Annotated in this window: 15 protein-coding genes and 1 pseudogene; 8 read left to right on the top strand and 8 right to left on the bottom strand. The window is 39.7% G+C overall.

The genetic code is table 11. From position 1 onward, the window contains the following. Positions 1–68 precede the first annotated feature (68 nt). The 5 genes from MKY77_RS02570 (at position 69) to MKY77_RS02550 (ending at position 6,596) form a co-directional block, all read left to right on the top strand. Complete coding sequence (locus tag MKY77_RS02570) at positions 69–1,553, top strand: spore germination protein (RefSeq protein WP_339148672.1); 1,485 nt, start codon at positions 69–71, stop codon at positions 1,551–1,553. A 19-nt stretch (positions 1,554–1,572) separates the two neighbouring features. Beyond that, positions 1,573–2,658, top strand: a complete 1,086-nt coding sequence (locus MKY77_RS02565) for a GerAB/ArcD/ProY family transporter (protein ID WP_339148671.1) — start codon at positions 1,573–1,575, stop codon at positions 2,656–2,658. Then, positions 2,651–3,730, top strand: a complete 1,080-nt coding sequence (locus MKY77_RS02560) for a Ger(x)C family spore germination protein (RefSeq protein WP_339148670.1) — start codon at positions 2,651–2,653, stop codon at positions 3,728–3,730. The genes MKY77_RS02565 and MKY77_RS02560 overlap by 8 nt, the downstream gene beginning before the upstream one ends. Before the next feature lie 375 nt (positions 3,731–4,105). Beyond that, entirely contained in the window at positions 4,106–5,134 is a 1,029-nt protein-coding gene (locus tag MKY77_RS02555) for a LacI family DNA-binding transcriptional regulator (protein WP_339148669.1), read from the top strand. 217 nt (positions 5,135–5,351) lie between these two features. After that, complete coding sequence (locus MKY77_RS02550; RefSeq protein ID WP_339148668.1) at positions 5,352–6,596, top strand: extracellular solute-binding protein; 1,245 nt, start codon at positions 5,352–5,354, stop codon at positions 6,594–6,596. A gap of 370 nt (positions 6,597–6,966) precedes the next feature. Here MKY77_RS02550 and MKY77_RS02545 read toward each other — a convergent pair whose 3' ends face one another. From MKY77_RS02545 to MKY77_RS02535, 3 genes are all read right to left on the bottom strand, one after another. Continuing rightward, positions 6,967–8,424 carry a CoA-acylating methylmalonate-semialdehyde dehydrogenase gene (locus MKY77_RS02545; protein ID WP_339148667.1) on the bottom strand — a complete coding sequence of 486 codons (1,458 nt, stop codon included), beginning with the start codon at positions 8,422–8,424 and terminating at the stop codon, positions 6,967–6,969. A gap of 51 nt (positions 8,425–8,475) precedes the next feature. Beyond that, complete coding sequence (locus MKY77_RS02540) at positions 8,476–9,672, bottom strand: iron-containing alcohol dehydrogenase (protein WP_339148665.1); 1,197 nt, start codon at positions 9,670–9,672, stop codon at positions 8,476–8,478. Positions 9,673–9,823: 151 nt separating this feature from the next. After that, a complete protein-coding gene (locus tag MKY77_RS02535) occupies positions 9,824–11,614 on the bottom strand; it encodes a sigma 54-interacting transcriptional regulator (RefSeq protein ID WP_339148663.1) in 1,791 nt (596 codons plus the stop codon). Between the two features lie 192 nt (positions 11,615–11,806). Here MKY77_RS02535 and MKY77_RS02530 point away from each other — a divergent pair, with 192 nt between their 5' ends. Further along, on the top strand, positions 11,807–12,340 hold the full coding sequence (locus tag MKY77_RS02530) for a dihydrofolate reductase family protein (RefSeq protein ID WP_339148662.1): 534 nt from the start codon (positions 11,807–11,809) through the stop codon (positions 12,338–12,340). 83 nt (positions 12,341–12,423) lie between these two features. Here the strand turns inward: MKY77_RS02530 and corA are convergent, their stop codons facing one another. Next, the gene (corA, locus tag MKY77_RS02525; protein ID WP_339148661.1) at positions 12,424–13,383 is read right to left on the bottom strand and encodes a magnesium/cobalt transporter CorA; all 960 of its coding nucleotides are present in this window, start codon (positions 13,381–13,383) and stop codon (positions 12,424–12,426) included. 272 nt (positions 13,384–13,655) lie between these two features. Between corA and MKY77_RS02520 the strand changes: the two genes are divergently transcribed. Further along, entirely contained in the window at positions 13,656–14,135 is a 480-nt protein-coding gene (locus tag MKY77_RS02520; RefSeq protein WP_339148660.1) for an SMI1/KNR4 family protein, read from the top strand. Between the two features lie 116 nt (positions 14,136–14,251). Here MKY77_RS02520 and MKY77_RS02515 read toward each other — a convergent pair whose 3' ends face one another. Beyond that, a complete protein-coding gene (locus tag MKY77_RS02515; RefSeq protein WP_339148659.1) occupies positions 14,252–14,674 on the bottom strand; it encodes a hypothetical protein in 423 nt (140 codons plus the stop codon). A 98-nt stretch (positions 14,675–14,772) separates the two neighbouring features. After that, positions 14,773–15,414 carry a VCBS repeat-containing protein gene (locus tag MKY77_RS02510; RefSeq protein ID WP_339148658.1) on the bottom strand — a complete coding sequence of 214 codons (642 nt, stop codon included), beginning with the start codon at positions 15,412–15,414 and terminating at the stop codon, positions 14,773–14,775. Positions 15,415–15,487: 73 nt separating this feature from the next. Here MKY77_RS02510 and MKY77_RS02505 point away from each other — a divergent pair. After that, positions 15,488–15,711, top strand: a pseudogene (locus tag MKY77_RS02505) (hypothetical protein). Positions 15,712–15,930: 219 nt separating this feature from the next. On the opposite strand, the gene MKY77_RS02500 reads toward MKY77_RS02505, so the two are convergent. Together MKY77_RS02500 and mnmA are read right to left on the bottom strand one after the other, a co-directional pair. Then, a complete protein-coding gene (locus tag MKY77_RS02500; protein ID WP_339148656.1) occupies positions 15,931–16,794 on the bottom strand; it encodes an SDR family oxidoreductase in 864 nt (287 codons plus the stop codon). 74 nt (positions 16,795–16,868) lie between these two features. Further along, positions 16,869–17,963, bottom strand: coding sequence for a tRNA 2-thiouridine(34) synthase MnmA (gene mnmA / locus MKY77_RS02495; RefSeq protein WP_339148655.1), 1,095 nt, complete (start codon positions 17,961–17,963; stop codon positions 16,869–16,871). Positions 17,964–17,993: the final 30 nt, after the last annotated feature.

Raw genomic sequence — 17,993 nt, 5'->3', positions numbered from 1 at the left:
ATAATTATTTGTATAAATTCACCAGCCTCTCACATAATAAAAAAAACATTAGCTGAGGTTATCCTATAATGGTAAATAGCAATAGTAATAATGATGATTCCATAACAATAAATCAAAATTGGATAGAAACTTTCTCCCATTCAAATGACTTTATCCATTATCATACTTCCACACATGATAACGGCCCATTTTGGATTTCTTATTTTCGCACGCTTATTTCATCTGACATCTTACATACAGATGTACTTCCCTACTTACAGAAGCCGTTTTCTTTAGAAGAACTTAAGAGCATCATTCCCGTTCAAGAAATCATTCTTTCTAGGGACACAGATGAAATTATCAATAACATTATGGATGGGTATATGGCTATTCAAATAGATTCAAATGATGATGCTTGTTTATTGGTGAATATCGCAAACACTAAATTTCGCGACGTAGGAATTACGACAACCGAAGCATCCGCAATAGGTCCGCAGGCTGGATTTATTGAGGAATTAGATACAAATATTAATCTCATCCGGAAAAGATTGCGTATATCAGATCTCATTGTCAAAGAAATGACAGTCGGGAAATTATCAAAAACAAGAGTTGCAGTATTATATGTGACAGGGATCGCTGACCAGGAAAATATAAACACCGTCATCCAAAGGATCCAAGATATCCAATATGATCATATTCAAGATAGTTCCTATATCTCTTCCATGATTGAGGACAATTCAAATTCTTTGTTTCCACAATCTATTGCAACGGAAAGGGCTGACAGGGTGGCAGCTGGTCTGTCGGAAGGAAAAATTATCATTGGGGTTGACGGATCGCCTAATCTGATTATCCTGCCAGTAACATTGGTGGAATCGTTTATTGCGATGGAAGATTACAGCTACTCTTGGATCATTAGCAATTTTTTTCGGATTATACGATATGCTGGCATATGGATCGCAGCTTTTGTCACTCCGATGTACGTGGCAATCATGACCTATCATTACGAATTAATACCTGCTCGCTTACTAGAACCGCTTGTTGTATCCCGAGCGACTGTTCCCTTTCCCCCATTTCTTGAGGCACTGTTTTTAGAGCTGATGATCGAAATGGTAAAGGAGGCAGGAATCCGCTTACCTTTAAAGATTGGTCAATCTCTTGGTGTAGTAGGGGGGATTGTTATTGGACAAGCAGTGGTCGAGGCTGGATTAACCAGTAATGTTCTGTTGATTATTGTAGGACTTGGAACATTAGCTTCCTACACCTCACCTGTGTATAAATTTAGCAATACCATTCGGTTCATTAAATTCCCCTTCATTTTTCTTGCCGCATGGATGGGCTTATTAGGTATTTTTATTTGTTTAATTTATACATTGATCCATTTATTAAGACTAACATCCCTTGGACGACCTTATTTACCTCTATATCCAGTTAGAATAACGGCATTTCAAGATTTATGGGTAAGGCTTCCTTTCCCCTTGCAAAAATATAATCCCAAAACCTTAAGGCCTGCCAAAAAGGAAAAATATGTAGACAACCAAAAAAGTCCTGAGCCATTGAATGATTTTTATGAATAAATTTCTAGGGTGATTACATTTGAATGTAAGTAGAAGGCACCAAGTATCTCCTTATTTAGTTTTCTTTATCATTTACAATTCTCAGGTCGGTGTTGGCATTTTAAGCTTTCAAAAAACGATTGCAGAGAAAGCAGGTTATGACGCATGGATAGGTGTCTTAGCCGCAGGGTGCCTGGTCCAAGCTTTCATCTGGGTTATGTATAAACTGTTAGGGAAAGTAGACGGGGATATCATTGACGTTCATACTGTTGCCTTCGGTAAGTTTCTTGGGAAGTTCTTAAGTTTTTTCATAATCAGTTATTACGGTATAGCAAGCATTTCTGTAATGCTTGCATTCATAGAAATCATTCAAGTTTGGATGTTCCCGACGTTACCATCCTGGCTTATCGCGACTATGACTCTCATGTTAGTTTATTATTGTATCTCCGGAGGATTCCGCGTCGTTGTCGGCTTATCTTTTTTGTCTTTTGTATTTCCGCAAGTATATATCCTGGTGTTATATCTTTTCCCATTGAAAATTGCCCATTTTTCCAACCTGCTGCCCATTATGAATCACTCCTTTATGGACATATTGGACTCCGTTAAGAGCTCGATGTACACAATAGCTGGTACCGAAGTATTATTAATGTGCTATCCGTTCATCAGGAATCCCGATGAATCCAAAAAGTTTGCCCATTTGGGTGTTCTTTTTACTACAGTACTCTATACCATTTCAAGTATAGTTTCTTTCACCTTTTATAGTGAAGAACAGTTACAAACAACCATTTGGCCAGAGCTTTCCATTACAAAAGTAATTAAGTACTCTTTTTTGGAGCGATTTGAATACTTGTATATTTCTATGTATTTAATCATTGTTACGGCTTTGGTTTCCCTATTGTTATGGTGCGCAAGTAGAGGGTTGAAGAAAATTTTCAATATGAAGCAGAAATATGCCTTGCTAATACTCGGCTTCGTAAGTGTCTTGATTTGTCAATTAGCAAACGAGCCTTTTAAGGATTTGATTGATACATCCATCACTCAAATGAACTTATACATTTTTTACGGCTATATTCCTCTGCTTCTGCTTTATTTTACTTTGTTTAAAAGGGGGAATCAAAGTGGTTAAACATCCAGCCATTTGTATATTACTCATTTTATTATCAGGGTGTTCCCTACTCCCTTCCAATATTGTCAATGAAATCGGGATGATACAAGGCGTTGGCTATGACTTGGCAGATGATGGAGGCATACAGGAGACCGTTGTATTTCCGGTTTTCAACCAAGACAAATCTTCCACTGAAGTCAAATCCGCCTTTGGGCAATCAAGTAAAGAAATACGGTCTATTTTAAATAATGAAACACAGTTCCGTTTAGTAAGCGGACAGCTTCGGTTTGCTCTTTACGGGAAAGAGCTGGCAGAAACCGGTATTAATGATTTTGTAGATACGATAAACCGAGATCCTTCTATCGGAAGTATCGTTCATTTGGCAATTGTTGATGGCGATACGAATGAATTATTGAATTTGAATAAGTATAAAAATGAGAATATCTCCACATACATTCAAGAATTATTGGAACAAAACACTGAATTCGGGCAGCTTCCCAACACCAATTTAAAAACTTTTTTATTTCAATTATTTCAAATCGGCCAAGATCCGTATTTGCCACTTATTAAAAATGTAAATGGCAGCATCAGAATCATAGGACTGGCAATTTTTAAATATGACAAATTTATCACCTCGATGCCGATGGAAGATACTTACATGTTCAAAACGCTAGTTGATAAAAACAGAAATAATGGTCTCCAATCTTTTGTATTTGAAAACGGAGATAAAGTGGTTCTGGAAACTCTTTATTCAAAACCAGATTATAAAATTAAAACTGTAAAGGGCAGACCCGAGTTTACTATCAATCTTAAAATGAAAACAAAACTGCAAGAATTTGCTCCTTCAGAGAAACAAAAGCAGCCTTTTAATAAAAAGAAGTATGAAAAAAAGGTGGAAAAACAGATAGAAGAACAGGCTATAAAAATCATCTCACAGCTTCAAGAGCAGCAAGTTGATCCATTAGGACTAGGAGCAAAGTATAAGGAACAATACCGCGCATTTAATAAGCAAGAATGGGAAACGTATTATCCAGATGTAGAAGTTTCTGTTAAGGCAGAAGTTAAAATAGAGCAAACAGGGACGGTTGATTAGGAGTGTTTCGCTATTCTGGGTGATTATAAAGCTACTCACGAAATGGGAAAGGAAGTTTGTCATGAGTTTAGTGGACTACTTCCTCTCCTACGCCGGATGACCACTTTGGACTCCCTCCGTCAAGTAGATTATGTGATTGTGACAAACTCTATTTTTAATGGGGATAAAGTGTATTAAGGTTTAAGGAAACAAACATGGCACATACTTAATCCGGAGGGGATAGGTATGCTGTTTTTTATGTTGACTTACAATAAGCAGATATCGTGCACCATAATGAAAGAACGAACCTGCCAAAAATAAAGCATATTGACAACTTTCAATGAAATATATTACTCTTATAACACAAGGAGTTAACCGGTTAACCTGGAGGCAAAGATGAAAAAAACAACGATCAAAGATGTAGCTAAATATGCGGAAGTTTCGCCTGCAACCGTATCCTATGTATTAAACGGTGTAAAGAAAGTATCGGATGATACAAAGCGGCGAGTACTTGAAGCGGTGAAAGTTTTAAATTACTATCCTGATTTTACCGCCATTAGCTTGTCAAAAAAGAAATCCAATCTGATTGGAATAATGCTCCCGTTAGTGGAAGATTCACCGGCTTCGGTGTTTAAGAACAACCTATATTACAATGAGTTTGTAAGCGGAGTGGAGTCAGTCGCTCGAAACCGTAAGTTTGATACGATGATCGCAGGCGTTGGAAATCCTGAAGAGTGTAGAAATTGGGTAAAGAAAAGAAATTTAGATGGATTGATATTCTTGGGGATGTTTTCCGAAAACTTATACAATGAGTTGAAAGCGCTTAACATTCCAACAGTCCTTATTGATACTTATGAGGAATATACAAATCTATTTGATAATGTGAAAGTAAATGATGAACAAGGTGGATATTTAGCAACTAAACACTTAATTGATTTAGGACACGAAGATATCGGTTTTGTCGCTACGAACCTTAAATCAAGCCCTGTCGATACAAAGCGTTATGAGGGTTATAAAAAAGCATTACAAGAAGCTGGTCTAGGTTTGGATACGAAGTTAATTTTTGAAACGAAAGATATTACATTTGATACTGGATTAAAGCTAGGACAGAAGATTATAAACAATGAACGAAAATTAACAGGAATTGTAACGGTGTCAGATGTATTGGCAATTGGAATCATGAAAGCTCTACAAAAACAAGGTAAACAAGTACCCGGTGATTATTCGATTGTCGGCTTTGATGATTTGACTATAAGTAACTATACGACTCCTAGTTTAACGACAGTCCGACAAGACATTATTGAAAAAGGAAAAACAGCTGGTAACCTACTCTTAAATTCTATTGAATCAACAGATACCGAACATCAAACTGTTGAAATACCAGTAGAACTAATCATTAGAGAATCAACCCAGAAACGCAACTAAATGAAAACAGTAAAGGAAGAAGTGCTATTCAAAAACATATAGCACTTTAAATTTTAAAAACTAGGTTAAGCGGTTAACCTGAGAATCTACTTGAAGTTGATTAAATTGTAAGCGCTTATAATCAATTAACCGATTAACCTTCAGGGAGGGTGGTGATAACACTCATTCAACTCGGAAATTAACAAGCTTATCTTATTAATTAAAAGGGGGAGAAATTATGATGAAAAATAAATTGGCTATTCTATCTTCAATTTTAGTATTGATGTTCTTAGTTGCTTGTGGTCCAGACAGAGCACAGAATAGTAATTCAGATACAAGTGAAGCAGGTGCTCCAAAGGAATTATTAGTTTGGACACCAACAGATCAAGCTCCAGCGGTCGAAGAAATTGTAAAAGGCTTCACTGATGAAACAGGTATTGCCGTAAAAGTCCTTCCATTTGCGATGGATAAACAAGAAGAAGCATTGGCACTTGATGGTCCGGCTGGGAAAGGTCCTGACCTGTTCTTCCAACCGGGAATCGGAAGCTTGGCAGTGAAAGGATTGGTTCGACCAATGGAAGTGGATCAGGCCATTCTTGATACGTATTCAGAAGGTTCAGTAGAAGCTTTAAGCTTTGAGGGAGAAGTTTATGGACTTCCTGCTGTCGTAGAATCACTTGCGCTTTACTATAATAAAGATCTTGTTCCAGAAGCACCGGAAACCATGGCAGATTTAGAAGAAATCGCGGAATCATTAACCGATATGCAAAACAATAAGTTTGGTTTCTTATATCCTGCAATAGATTTCTATTTCTCCTTTCCATTTATGGCGGGGTATGGAGCAGAGATTTTTGGTCAAGAAAACAATGTCTATAATACGGATGATATAGGCATAGCAAGCGAAGGAGCCAAACAAGGTGGACAATTAATTCAAAGTTGGTTTGAAAAAGGATACATCCCGCAAGGAATAACAATGGATGTTGTAGGCGGTTTATTCACTCAAGGAGATGTAGGTGCAATCATCAATGGTCCTTGGGCACTTAAGGAATTACAAGAGCAACTAGGGGATAAATTAGGAACTGCGCCACTACCAAAACTTGAGAACGGTGAACATCCTATAACGTTTTTAGGAACAAAAGGCTGGATGCTTTCTGAATTCACGGAATACCCAAAAGAGGCAACAGAATTAGCTATTTATTTAACAAATGAAGAATCTTTGAGCTATTACTTTGCTGAAACAGGAGAAATGCCAGCAAAATCCTCCATCCTTAGCAGCGAAGAATTTCAAAATGATCCTTTATTAACTGGTTTTGCAACACAACTTGAGCATGCGAATCCTTTCCCTCCAGTACCTGCACTTTCAGCAGTTTGGGATCCGATGGCTAATGCGTTGACATTTATTTCAGAGGGCGATGATGTCAAAGAAACATTAGAAAGTGCTAAAGAATTAATCCGTCAAGAAATAGAAATGAACTACGAATAAAACAAAATGCGAAGTTATCTTGCATCCAACAGGATACTTACAAAAAAGTAATAGATATAAAAGTCTGTTAAAAGCCAAAGAGCTGCTTGATATTATATATCAGTAGCTCTTTGACTTTTGACAAACTCTAATTATCTTTAGATTTGCATTTACTTGTTGATCTTCGTTCCAGGCGCTTCGCTTTCCGCGGGCAGTCCGGGAGCCTCCTCGGGCTGCGCCCTGCGGGGTCTCCCATGTCCTTTCCTCCCGCAGGAGTCTTCGCGCCTTCCACTCCGATCAACACAAGAATCTCATCATTTTGAATAATAATTAACTTTGTCTACACACTGAGAGCTGCTTGATATAGATATAAGCAGCTCTTCTTTCATTTTTACCAACGGGCGGTCAGCATTTTTCTTCTTGTATAAAATTCCACTCCGTCTGATCCGTTAGCATGAAGATCGCCATAGAAGGAATTTTTCCAGCCTGAGAATGGGAAGAACGCCATTGGGGCAGGAACACCTATGTTGACACCAAGCATGCCGACTTCAATGTTTTCTCTGAAGGTACGGACATTGCTACCACTTTGAGTGAAAAGACATGCTCCGTTTCCAAAATCAGACTTATTGGTAAGTTCGATTGCTTCTTCCAGATTCTTCACACGGACAATAGATAGGACTGGAGCAAAGATTTCTTCCTTCCAGATTTTCATAGTTGGTTGAACATGATCAAATATGGTTGGGCCGATAAAGTAACCCTTTTCGTGATAAGCTTCGTCATTGCGGCCATCGCGGACAAGGGAAGCCCCTTCTTGTTCGCCACTTTCAATATAGCTGCTTGTACGGTCTTTATTTTCCTGACGGATAACTGGACCTAAGAAGACATCCTCGTCCATTCCGTTTCCAATGATCAGCTGGCTTGCTTCTTTATTCAATCTCGCAACAAGCTCATCCGCAACAGAGTCCACCGCAACTACAACGGAGCACGCCATGCATCTTTCCCCTGCAGAACCGTATGCAGCACCAATGATTTCTTTAACAGCACTGTCAAGATCCGCATCCGGCATGACGATGGAGTGATTTTTCGCACCTGCAAGTGCCTGAACACGTTTGCCTTTTGCTGTCGCAGATTTGTAAATATATTCGGCAACTGGCTGGGAGCCAACAAAAGAAATAGCAGGTACGTCGTTATGGTCAATCAGGCTGTTTACTACATCATGGGCACCATGGACAATATTGAATACGCCAGAAGGAAGACCAGCTTCCGTAAACAATTCTGCCAGACGGTTCGCTAGGATTGGTGTTCTTTCCGATGGCTTTAGGACGAATGTATTTCCACATGCAATGGCAAGAGGGAACATCCAGCAAGGTACCATCATTGGGAAGTTAAAAGGCGTAATGCCGCCAATGACTCCAACAGGGTAACGGTACATGCCGGATTCAATATTTGTTGCTATGTCTGGAAGCTGCTTACCCATCATCAGGGATGGGGCACCTGCAGCGAATTCCACACACTCTATGCCACGCTGTACCTCGCCATATGCTTCTTTAAAGCTTTTGCCGTTTTCCTGTGTAATCAGTTTGGCTAACTCATCCCAGTTGTCTATTAATAGCTGCTGATACTTAAATAATACTCTCGCTCTCTTCGGAACTGGGGTTTTACTCCAGGTTTGGAACGCTTCTTTTGCTGCTTGAACCGCTCTATCAACATCTACCTTTGTAGATATCGGCGTATGTGCAAGCACCTCACCAGTTGCAGGGTTTGGGACAGCATCGAATTTATCCGTATTGGCGTCTACCCATTCCCCATTGATAAAGTTTTTTAATACATTTTTAGTTGCAGTTGTCATCTTTCATTTCTCCTTTCACCTTTAGAATCTATGGATTTTTCAAGCAATGTATTAGACTTTCTCTTCCTCAGTAGCAAGCTGATAGTCATAGCATATATGGTACAGTTCTGCCAATTCAATCGGGGTCGGCACTCTTGGGTTATTTGCCGGGCTGCCAGAGTCCATTGCGTCTGCTGTCATTTTTGCCACGGCAAGCTTAAATGCTTCCTCATCAATCCCCCAACCTCGCAAGTTAGGAATCTGCAATTTTAAGCAAAGCTCTTTAATAGATTGAACGGCAATCTCAGCTGCTTCTTTATTGGAAAGGCTTTCATTTTGAGGTTTAAAAATCCTGCCGATATCCGCCAAGCGATCCACACATGCTTCCTGGCTGAATTCCAATACCGCCGGCAAAAGCATGGCGTTCGAAATTCCGTGTGGTACATGGAACAATGCCCCTATCGGACGGCTCATCCCATGCACTAGGCATACAGATGCGTTGGAGAATGCCATCCCAGCCTGAAGCGCTCCCAAACTCATCGCCTCCCGTGCATCGACATTTTCCCCATCATTATAAGCAGTTAAAATATTCTCCGCGATCAGCTTCATCGCCGACAAGGCTATCGTGTCTGTCATCGGATGTGCTTTCTTGGATAAATAAGCTTCCACCGCGTGACTTAGGGCGTCCACTCCAGTTGCTGATGTTACATGTTGCGGTGAAGATAAAGTCAGCAACGGATCAACAATTGCGACATTTGGCATAAAAGCAGGCTGTTTGATCATCATTTTGACATCAGTGGTGGAGCTCGTGATCACCGTTACATCTGTCGCCTCAGAGCCTGTCCCTGCTGTTGTCGGTATCGCAATATGAGGAACCGGTGCTTGCATTGCGAGCTTCTTTCCACCCATATAGTCACCAATATGGCCACCGTTCGTCACAAGAACCGCAATTGCCTTTGCCGTATCGATACAGCTTCCACCACCAACAGAGATGACCAAGTCACATTGTTCTTTTTGAAACATCTCAAGTGCTTCTGCTACATAATCATCGGTTGGCTCAGACGCTACGCCAAGGTATACGACACTTTGAACATCTGATGCTTCCAAATACGTTCTGCATTCATTCACATATCCGAGTTGCTCCATTATTCGATCACTAACGACTAAAGCTTTGCTTCCTCTTTGTGCAGCTTCCACTCCAACCTTTTCATAAGAGCCTCTTCCATAAAAAATAGCTTCCGGAACACGAAAAATTGCTGGTTTCTCCATTGAACTTTCCACCCCTTTTGTTCTGTCACTGACATACTTGCAAAAAGCGTGCCAACATGGAAATCCATACATTTCGCTGTTTTTGGATTGTGAAACTGTAGTCCCTACACTACAGTTGTAGATTTATTGTAGCGAACTCCCTACACTATCCTCACACGATTCCGTATTTCTTTAGTTTCTGATAAAGAGTTGTACGATGGATGCCAAGCAATTCTGCAGCCTTGGATTTATTTCCACCAGCTTTCTTTAGTGCCTCAAAAATTAATTCCGACTCTCGTTTGTTTCCCAAAAACTTGGCTTCTTCAAGAAAACCTCTTTCTACCTTTGTATTCGAAGTTTCCGCTCGTTTCAACATATCTGGCAAATGATGATACTCAATCACCTTTCCATCTACAAGTGTCACCAGTTGCTCAATCGTGTTCACCATCTCCCTGATGTTTCCTCGCCAAGAAAACTGAACAAAGGCATTCACTGCTTCAGACGTGAAAATCTTTGCTGGCATCTGATACCGTTCACATATTTCTCTCAAATAATAAATCAAAAGAACCGGTATATCCTTTTTCCTTTCACGCAGCGGTGGGATATGCAACTGAATAATATTAAGCCGGTAGTATAGATCCTCACGAAATTTTCCCACTTCAATTAATTGCTTTAGGTTACGGTTGGTCGCAGCAATGACTCTTGCATTGATTTGGATCTTTTTCAGACCTCCTACCCGCTCCGCTTCCTTTTCCTGAAGGACCCTTAATAGTTTCGTCTGCATCACTAGCGGCATATCTCCAATTTCATCGAGAAATATCGTCCCATTGTCGGCAAGCTCAAATTTCCCTGGCTTCCCGCCCTTTCTTGCCCCGGTAAAGGCCCCTTCTTCATAGCCAAATAGTTCTGATTCAAAGAGATGCTCCGGTATGGCCCCACAATTCACGCTAATGAACGGACCGGTTGAAAAGGGGCTGAGATGGTGAATGCTTTTGGCAAACATCTCCTTTCCCGTTCCGCTTTCCCCTGTTATCAAGACTGTAGCTGCCGTTCTTGCTGCCTTACGGGCCCTCCTCTTGACCTCCATCACACCTTCGCTTGTACCAATAATGTGATCAATCGTGATTCTGCTGTCTCTTTCCTGTTTTTTTGTTAGCAGGTCTGGTTGCTTTTCTTGTTTTCCCTGCAGCTTTTCATATATTTTATATACTTCTGTTACACCTTCGAAAATCAACATCCCAATAGCCCCAGCAATCCTGCCATTCTGCCAAAGCGGAATCCGATGGACCACCATGTCATGTCCTTGAATGTTTTGGAGCACACCCCTTTCTGCAATCCCCGTTTTCACTGTCTCATGCAGATGGGTATTATCAATTACTTCTGTCACATGCCTCCCGATGGCATCCTCACGGGAAATTCCCGTAAACCGGCTATATGCTTCATTAAATTCCTGCAGAATACCATTTTCATCGACTACCGCAATCCCCTCATACGCCGTCTCTAAAATGGCCCCAAGAGCACCTGTTGAATGTTGTTGATTCCGTTTATACATATATTTGGACACCCCGTCGAGTATATCCCTTACTGTCAGGAGGCCAACGAGCTTGCCGCTTTTATCGATGACAGGAAACTGATCATATGGAAGGGATAGTATTTCAAGAATGGATTCATCTGGACGGACAAAAGTGAGATTTGCCTTTGGAATGCTACCGATTAACTCTTCCCCGCCATTTCCTTGTGAAAAATAATGAAGGAGTTTTCTCGACGTAATCATGTTCATGATATGATTGGCCTCATCCACTACAGGCAGGCTATCCAGTCGAAACTGCACCATCATCTCGGAAGCCTCTCTTAATGTTTTACTTGGATGAATAGAATAGGGGCTTGGCGTCATCCAATTTTTCACTTGAAATAGCTCTTCGTGTTGAAAATGAAGCCTTTCATCTAATTTTGATAGAGACATGCTAGCGCATCCTTCCGTTGCAATTTTCTAAATTATAACACTTCTTGAGATTTGTTTAGAGAAGAATACAGCATGCTGCGGAGGAAATGGTATCAGACTGTAGAATAAATCGAGGTAATTCGAGGCTAGTATGGTAAGGTATATACAATTAGATCCTTTAATAAATCTACTTAAAAGGAGAAACGAAACCATATGAATCATAACCGAAAGGTCGTAGTATATATTGCCACAAGTTTAGATGGCTATATCGCAACAAAGGAAGAATCTGTCCACTGGCTCGACGAAACAGAAGCAGAGGGGGATAATGGGTTTTCGGAGTTTTACGAAACCATCGATACGGTCATCATGGGGAAAAAAACGTACGATTGGGTGTTAAACCAAGAGCTTGAGGAGTTTCCCTACAAGGGAAAATCTTGCTATGTGTACACCAACTCTACCAAAGCTGTCGACACCGAGGATGTTACCTTCATTCATGGGGAGGTCAGCGAACTCATCCATCAGCTTCAACAACAGCCAGGAAAAAATATCTGGATCGTCGGTGGCGGCGAGCTGCTGCATCATTATATAAAGGAAAACCTAGTGGATGAATACATCATCACCATCGCACCCATCATTCTCGGAAGCGGCATCCCATTATTTAAAGAACTACACACCAACATTAACCTTAAACTAGAACAAGTGGAAAAATACGCGCAGTTTGCGGAGCTGCGTTTTTCAAAAAAATAGAAGCACATCAAATAGCATGTTTAGTCCTGAGGGATTAAACATGCTATTTGTTTTATTTCAACGGCTCATCCTTCAAAGTACTCTTACTTAAACCACCCCTTCCACTTAAACAAAATAAACAAGCTTATCCCAACCACTGCCATGACTCCAAGCGCGACAAAGTATCCGTAATGAAAGGTCAGCTCCGGCATATTTTGAAAGTTCATCCCGTAGATTCCCGCAATGAAAGTCAATGGTGCGAAGATAGAGGTGATGATGGTAAGGACCTTCATGACATTGTTGGCTTGATGCGAGTTCAAGGAAAGGTAATTATCCCGAATGTCCGCCGTCAACTCCCGGTTGGAGTTAATCATGTCAGAGAGCTTCAGGAGATGGTCATAAATATCCGCGAAGTACTCTTTCCTTTTCATCACTCCATCCAGGCGATGTGTATGGAGCATGCGATACAACAGATCCCGCATCGGAATGATCGTATGTCGCAGTTCCAATAAGGAATACCTCGTATCAAACAGCTCTTCCATCAGCTGATTCATCGATTTCTCTTGCGTGTTTGCCTCAATATTGTCCAGCTGATCCTCCAGGATATAAAGGAACGGAAAATAATTATCGACAATGTTGTCGAGAATCTCATAAAACACATAATACTGATCCCAGTTTTCCACATCTTTTGGCGGCTTGTCCAAGCTCTCCCAAACCTCATCCACCTCTTTAGAAGGTGCCTGATGAAAACTCACGATAAAATTCTCCCCTAAAAAGAAATTCACTTCCTCTTTATGAAGCTCGTCATCCTTTTCCTGAATACTATGCGTCACGAAAAAAGTATGATCCTCATAATGATCAAGCTTCGGTCGTTGCAGTCTATGTATACAATCCTCTATCGCCAATGGATGGAAGTAAAACGTACTATCCAAATGCCTTACTTCCTCTTCCGTCGGCTGATTGAAGTCAACCCAAATCCATTTAAAGGCGTTCCTATCGAGGTTTTCTATATTAATATTATTGTTAATTTGATGATCCCTTGTCATTGCGGCTATTCTTATCATTTGGCTTTTCCCTCACATTCTTATAGGGTTTTTTATACCCAGAATTGTGGGGGTTTAAAAGTGGGGGGTGAATGATTCCTGTATGGTCTAATCCTCTGAAGCAGTGGGGGACGGTTCTAAGCATCAAATAAAAAAGGAGCATAGATACTAAGGGGTTATCTAGAAAAATATTACTTTATATTTGCACATACTATTTATTATAATAAAAGCGTTATCACCGAAAAACAGTGTCTCCATGGTGCTCAAACTATTAATCCAAAAGGATGAAGCATATGCAAGCTATTAAATCTTTTAAAAAGCGATTAATTGAAAATAAGTTGCTTGTTCAAAGAGAAGATGGATATGTAGAAGAAGAAACTTTTCATTTTTATCCTCCTGCCTCTGAAACCGATTTGGCAAAGCTTCCAGACTATACACCCAAAGATCTTATTACTTTTTTAGAGCACCAGAATGGCGCTGAGCTTTTCGTCCACCCTGAAGATGGAGGAGGAGCTCATTTATTTTCTGCAGATGAAATCATAGAACATATGAAAACTTGGGAATGTCCTGATTCTTTTTTGCCTATAGGAGTGGGCTTAGACGGTATTTGGATAGTATGCCAATGCGATAAGAATTCAGATGATAATTCAGTATGGATTGGTGAATTTTTAAACTATGAAGACGAATTTGAAAAACTAGCAGTGGACTATTCTACATGGTTAGAGCGCTTTATTATTGCCCAGGGGGCCTCTTATTGGGATTGGTTTAGATGAGAGTTGATGCCATAAGTATTTAACAAGTGAATTGAGTTCAAAATAATGATTACGTAAAAAATACAGATATTAAAAAGAAAAACCCATTTTTACTTAATGTGAAAGTGGTGAATTAATCATTCTAAATGCTCTAATTCCCCTAACCTTTTGTTTGTTAAAAAACTAATCTGATAGATATTATCCTTACTTTCTACCCAATAATCATAAGTAACCTCTGGTTCATCTTCAAAAACAACACTAATATAGTATGGATTTAGATGTTTATAGCCGTCCTTACGATGAGGAACAGTGGAAATAGTCCATTCTTCATCTGGATAGCACTCCTCTAAGTATGGTCTTAGTAATTGCACCTTCTTATCAATTTGCGAATCTATCCAAAAAGGACGAACGACAAAAAATATACAGTAAGCTATAAATATCACCAATGCTAATAACCAACCGGTTTTTCGCCATCTGCCTTTTAGAAAGATTGTAATAATTAGGATTGAGACAATTATGACCCCGACAAACATTAATTCTATTATTTCTGTTGGATGCATTATACCTGTCCTCCTTTACTTACCCCTTCCAGGAAGCAGCGGGACAAGTACGTCAGCATATTTAATCGAGAATGATTAAATATGCTGCTATTATTATATCAACTATTAGTCCCATAGATAGCCAAATCTTGATAGTCCAGCACAAACATATAACCATTCCACTTAAGCCTATTCAGCATAGTACCGACCGTATCTGCATGGAAGGTTCCAGCAATCTGTTGATACGCAAGTAAATCATACAAACCATCAAAACCAAAATCAATCGGGTATATTCCACTTATCGGATCCCCCCACCCACTGATAGGAGCCTTCAATTTGCCATTAGCATAATAAATTCCATTTAAATACTCAGGGTCCCTTAGTGATAAATCTATTAGATATCTTGCACCATTTCTTTTACTAACTACTTCAACCTTGTAATTATCCTTGTAAGTTACCACACATTGATACGCTTGGTTAAATGCATCCGAGTCAAACAACAACCGCGGTTCGTTGTTAACAAAAGAATAAATATAAGTATTTGTCGTTCCACCGCTGCCACCTGTAGGGATGGTGATAAAAATATCATTGATTCCGTCTCCCGTAAAATCTCCCAAAAACAGCATCGGATCATAGCCCATATTTTCCTTCAGAGGAATACTAACAGAGACACCTGTTGCTCCATCCCGGATTCCAAGCATCATATTCTGTATGATGGAACCCTCTGATTCCCTATAACCTGTGCACGGTGCTGTACACATGTTCAGCCCACACATTCATACAGGCACTTAGCGGCTCGATGGGTTATACACTAAAGGGGGAGGAGTGTCAGCTATGCCTTGGCATCAGAAAATACCGTACTTAATGAATCAGTCTATTGGGGTCTCGTTTGTGGATGGGACTGGAACTTCAGGGTGTTATGCGGAACATATAATGGAAAGTTATTGGTTATGGAATACCTGTACCATGCGCAATTTGCGTTGAAACAATATGAAATGAGTAGGATACAGGATATACATGGGTATCCGGGGTGCCCTGGTCATCGTTTTTTGGTATGAGGGAGTTTTTATAATGGAGTTAAATTTTTAATGTTTTTTTCACTCATAAACAAAGAGGCTCTCCATTGTTCAGTAAACTTATGGAAAGCCTCAATAAATTTGATATTATTACTCTAATACTCAATAATATCAAGGGTTTGAGCAGCTATTACATTATACTGCCCATGGTTAAAATTGAGTGATATAAAACTTTTCTTAATTCTTGAAATGATTCAGTGTTTAAGAGATTCGATTAACAATTTGATTGAGTCCGTCACTAATTGGTGTAGCTGGACGCCCAAGAAGTTTTTCGAAGTCATTGCTTTCTACTTCAAGCGTACCTTCTCTAATTCCTGTTTGGATTTCCACAAGAAAAGGAATAAGAAAATCTGGTACACCTGCACCTTTCATAATGTCTGCATAAGTATTGTCGTCTACTTGTTGTTTTGGTACTTCTTTACCCAATACATTACCAAGAGCTGATACAAACTCTTTCTGTGTTAATAATTTTCCAGAAAGCTCGTAGATAGTGTTTTCGTGGCCATTTCCAGTCAATACCGCAACCGCAGCCTCTGCATAATCTTGTTGTAATGCCCATCCTACCTTACCATTTCCTGCTGATGTCACCCAAGGAGCTCCTGCTAGAATACCTTGAATACTTGAAATTTCATTTTCCAAGTACCAATTATTTCTTAAAAAAGAATAAGGAATACCTGTTTTCATGATAGCTTCTTCTGTTGCTTTATGCGTTGGAGCAAGGAAGTTTTCACTTTCCTTTGCATTCGCTATGCTCGTATAAGCAATAAATTTCACTCCAGCACGCTCGGCAGCAGCTATTGCATTCGCGTGTTGTCGAATTCTTGTTTCATTTTCCCCATCCGCAGAGATAATTAGCAAGCGATCAACGCCAGCAAAAGCCGCATCAAGTGTTTCTGGATAATCAAAATCACCTTTTCGGACATCTACTCCTCGAGCCCGCAATCCTTCAGCTTTGTCTGGATTACGAACACTAACAGCTAATTGGTTTCCTGGTACCTTATTTAATAAAGTCTCTACAATTTTAGAACCTAATTTTCCTGTCGCTCCAGTAACTAACATTTTCATGTTTTATTCCCCCGATATACTTTTCATTTTAATAGTGTAGTAATAATTGAACTTTCACGGATTTAGGCCTTTTCCTATTTTTTAATAACACGGTCTATTGTTCCCCCACCAATACAAATATCACCATCATACAGAACAACAGCTTGTCCTGGGGTAATAGCCCTTTGTCTTTTGTGAAAATAAATCTTTGCTGTTCCATCTTCTTGCGGATACACTGTTACCTCTTGATCCTCTTGACGGTATCTCATTTTGGCGGTACAACTAAATTCTTGCTTATAAGTTAGATCTGTTTTAAACCAATTCATACCAATAGCCTCTAAACCTTCTGAATAAAGTCCTTCGTTATGAAACCCTTGTCCAACAATCAGAACATTACGCTTTAAGTCTTTACCAATGACAAACCAAGGCTCCCCCGATCCGCCAATGCCAAGACCTTGACGTTGACCAATAGTATAATACATAAGACCATCATGGTGACCTTTAATTTCACCATCTATGGTTTGCATTTCACCAGGTTGAGCTGGCAAAAAGCCACTTAAAAATTCCTTGAAATTTCGTTCACCGATAAAGCATATACCCGTACTATCTTTTTTCTTTGCTGTTGCAAGACCTGCCTCTATCGCAATCTCACGCACTTCCTGTTTGGATAAATGCCCGAGCGGAAACATAGTTTTCGATAATTGCTTTTGAGAAAGAGCATTAAGGAAGTATGATTGGTCTTTATTATGATCAGTACCTCGCAACAATCGGTATTGTCCATCCTTTTCTTCAACTCGTGCATAGTGACCTGTTGCAATATAGTCAGCACCAATTGACATCGCATGATTTAAAAACGCCTTAAATTTAATCTCTTTATTACACATGACGTCAGGATTAGGTGTCCGACCTGATTTGTACTCCTCTAGGAAGTATGTGAAGACTTTATCCCAATACTGTTTTTCAAAATTAACCGCATAATATGGGATCCCAATTTGATTACTAACCTTAATCACATCTTCGTAGTCTTCAGTTGCTGTACAAAAACCACTTTCATCCGTATCATCCCAATTTTTCATAAAAATACCCACTACATCATATCCTTGCTCTTTAAGAAGCAAAGCTGTAACAGATGAATCAACACCTCCAGACATACCGACTACTACTCTTGTATCTTCTGGTCGTTTCTTCATACCTCTCACCACCTTTCGATCTCTTATTCA

The sequence above is a fragment of the Sutcliffiella sp. FSL R7-0096 genome, from assembly GCF_038595065.1.
Classification (GTDB): Bacteria; Bacillota; Bacilli; order Bacillales; family Bacillaceae_I; genus Sutcliffiella_A.
The sequence above is the reverse complement of the archived record's forward strand: the minus strand, read 5'-3'. Positions and strand labels throughout refer to the sequence as shown.

Excerpts from the sequence above, each read along its gene's own strand:
- MKY77_RS02570 (WP_339148672.1), top strand. The coding sequence starts at position 69 with ATGGTAAATAGCAATAGTAATAATGATGATTCCATAACAATAAATCAA.
- MKY77_RS02555 (WP_339148669.1), top strand. The coding sequence starts at position 4,106 with ATGAAAAAAACAACGATCAAAGATGTAGCTAAATATGCGGAAGTTTCG.
- MKY77_RS02550 (WP_339148668.1), top strand. The coding sequence starts at position 5,352 with ATGATGAAAAATAAATTGGCTATTCTATCTTCAATTTTAGTATTGATG.
- MKY77_RS02545 (WP_339148667.1), bottom strand. The coding sequence starts at position 8,424 with ATGACAACTGCAACTAAAAATGTATTAAAAAACTTTATCAATGGGGAA.
- MKY77_RS02540 (WP_339148665.1), bottom strand. The coding sequence starts at position 9,672 with ATGGAGAAACCAGCAATTTTTCGTGTTCCGGAAGCTATTTTTTATGGA.
- MKY77_RS02535 (WP_339148663.1), bottom strand. The coding sequence starts at position 11,614 with ATGTCTCTATCAAAATTAGATGAAAGGCTTCATTTTCAACACGAAGAG.
- MKY77_RS02530 (WP_339148662.1), top strand. The coding sequence starts at position 11,807 with ATGAATCATAACCGAAAGGTCGTAGTATATATTGCCACAAGTTTAGAT.
- corA (WP_339148661.1), bottom strand. The coding sequence starts at position 13,383 with ATGATAAGAATAGCCGCAATGACAAGGGATCATCAAATTAACAATAAT.
- MKY77_RS02520 (WP_339148660.1), top strand. The coding sequence starts at position 13,656 with ATGCAAGCTATTAAATCTTTTAAAAAGCGATTAATTGAAAATAAGTTG.
- MKY77_RS02515 (WP_339148659.1), bottom strand. The coding sequence starts at position 14,674 with ATGCATCCAACAGAAATAATAGAATTAATGTTTGTCGGGGTCATAATT.
- MKY77_RS02510 (WP_339148658.1), bottom strand. The coding sequence starts at position 15,414 with ATGTGTACAGCACCGTGCACAGGTTATAGGGAATCAGAGGGTTCCATC.
- MKY77_RS02500 (WP_339148656.1), bottom strand. The coding sequence starts at position 16,794 with ATGAAAATGTTAGTTACTGGAGCGACAGGAAAATTAGGTTCTAAAATT.
- mnmA (WP_339148655.1), bottom strand. The coding sequence starts at position 17,963 with ATGAAGAAACGACCAGAAGATACAAGAGTAGTAGTCGGTATGTCTGGA.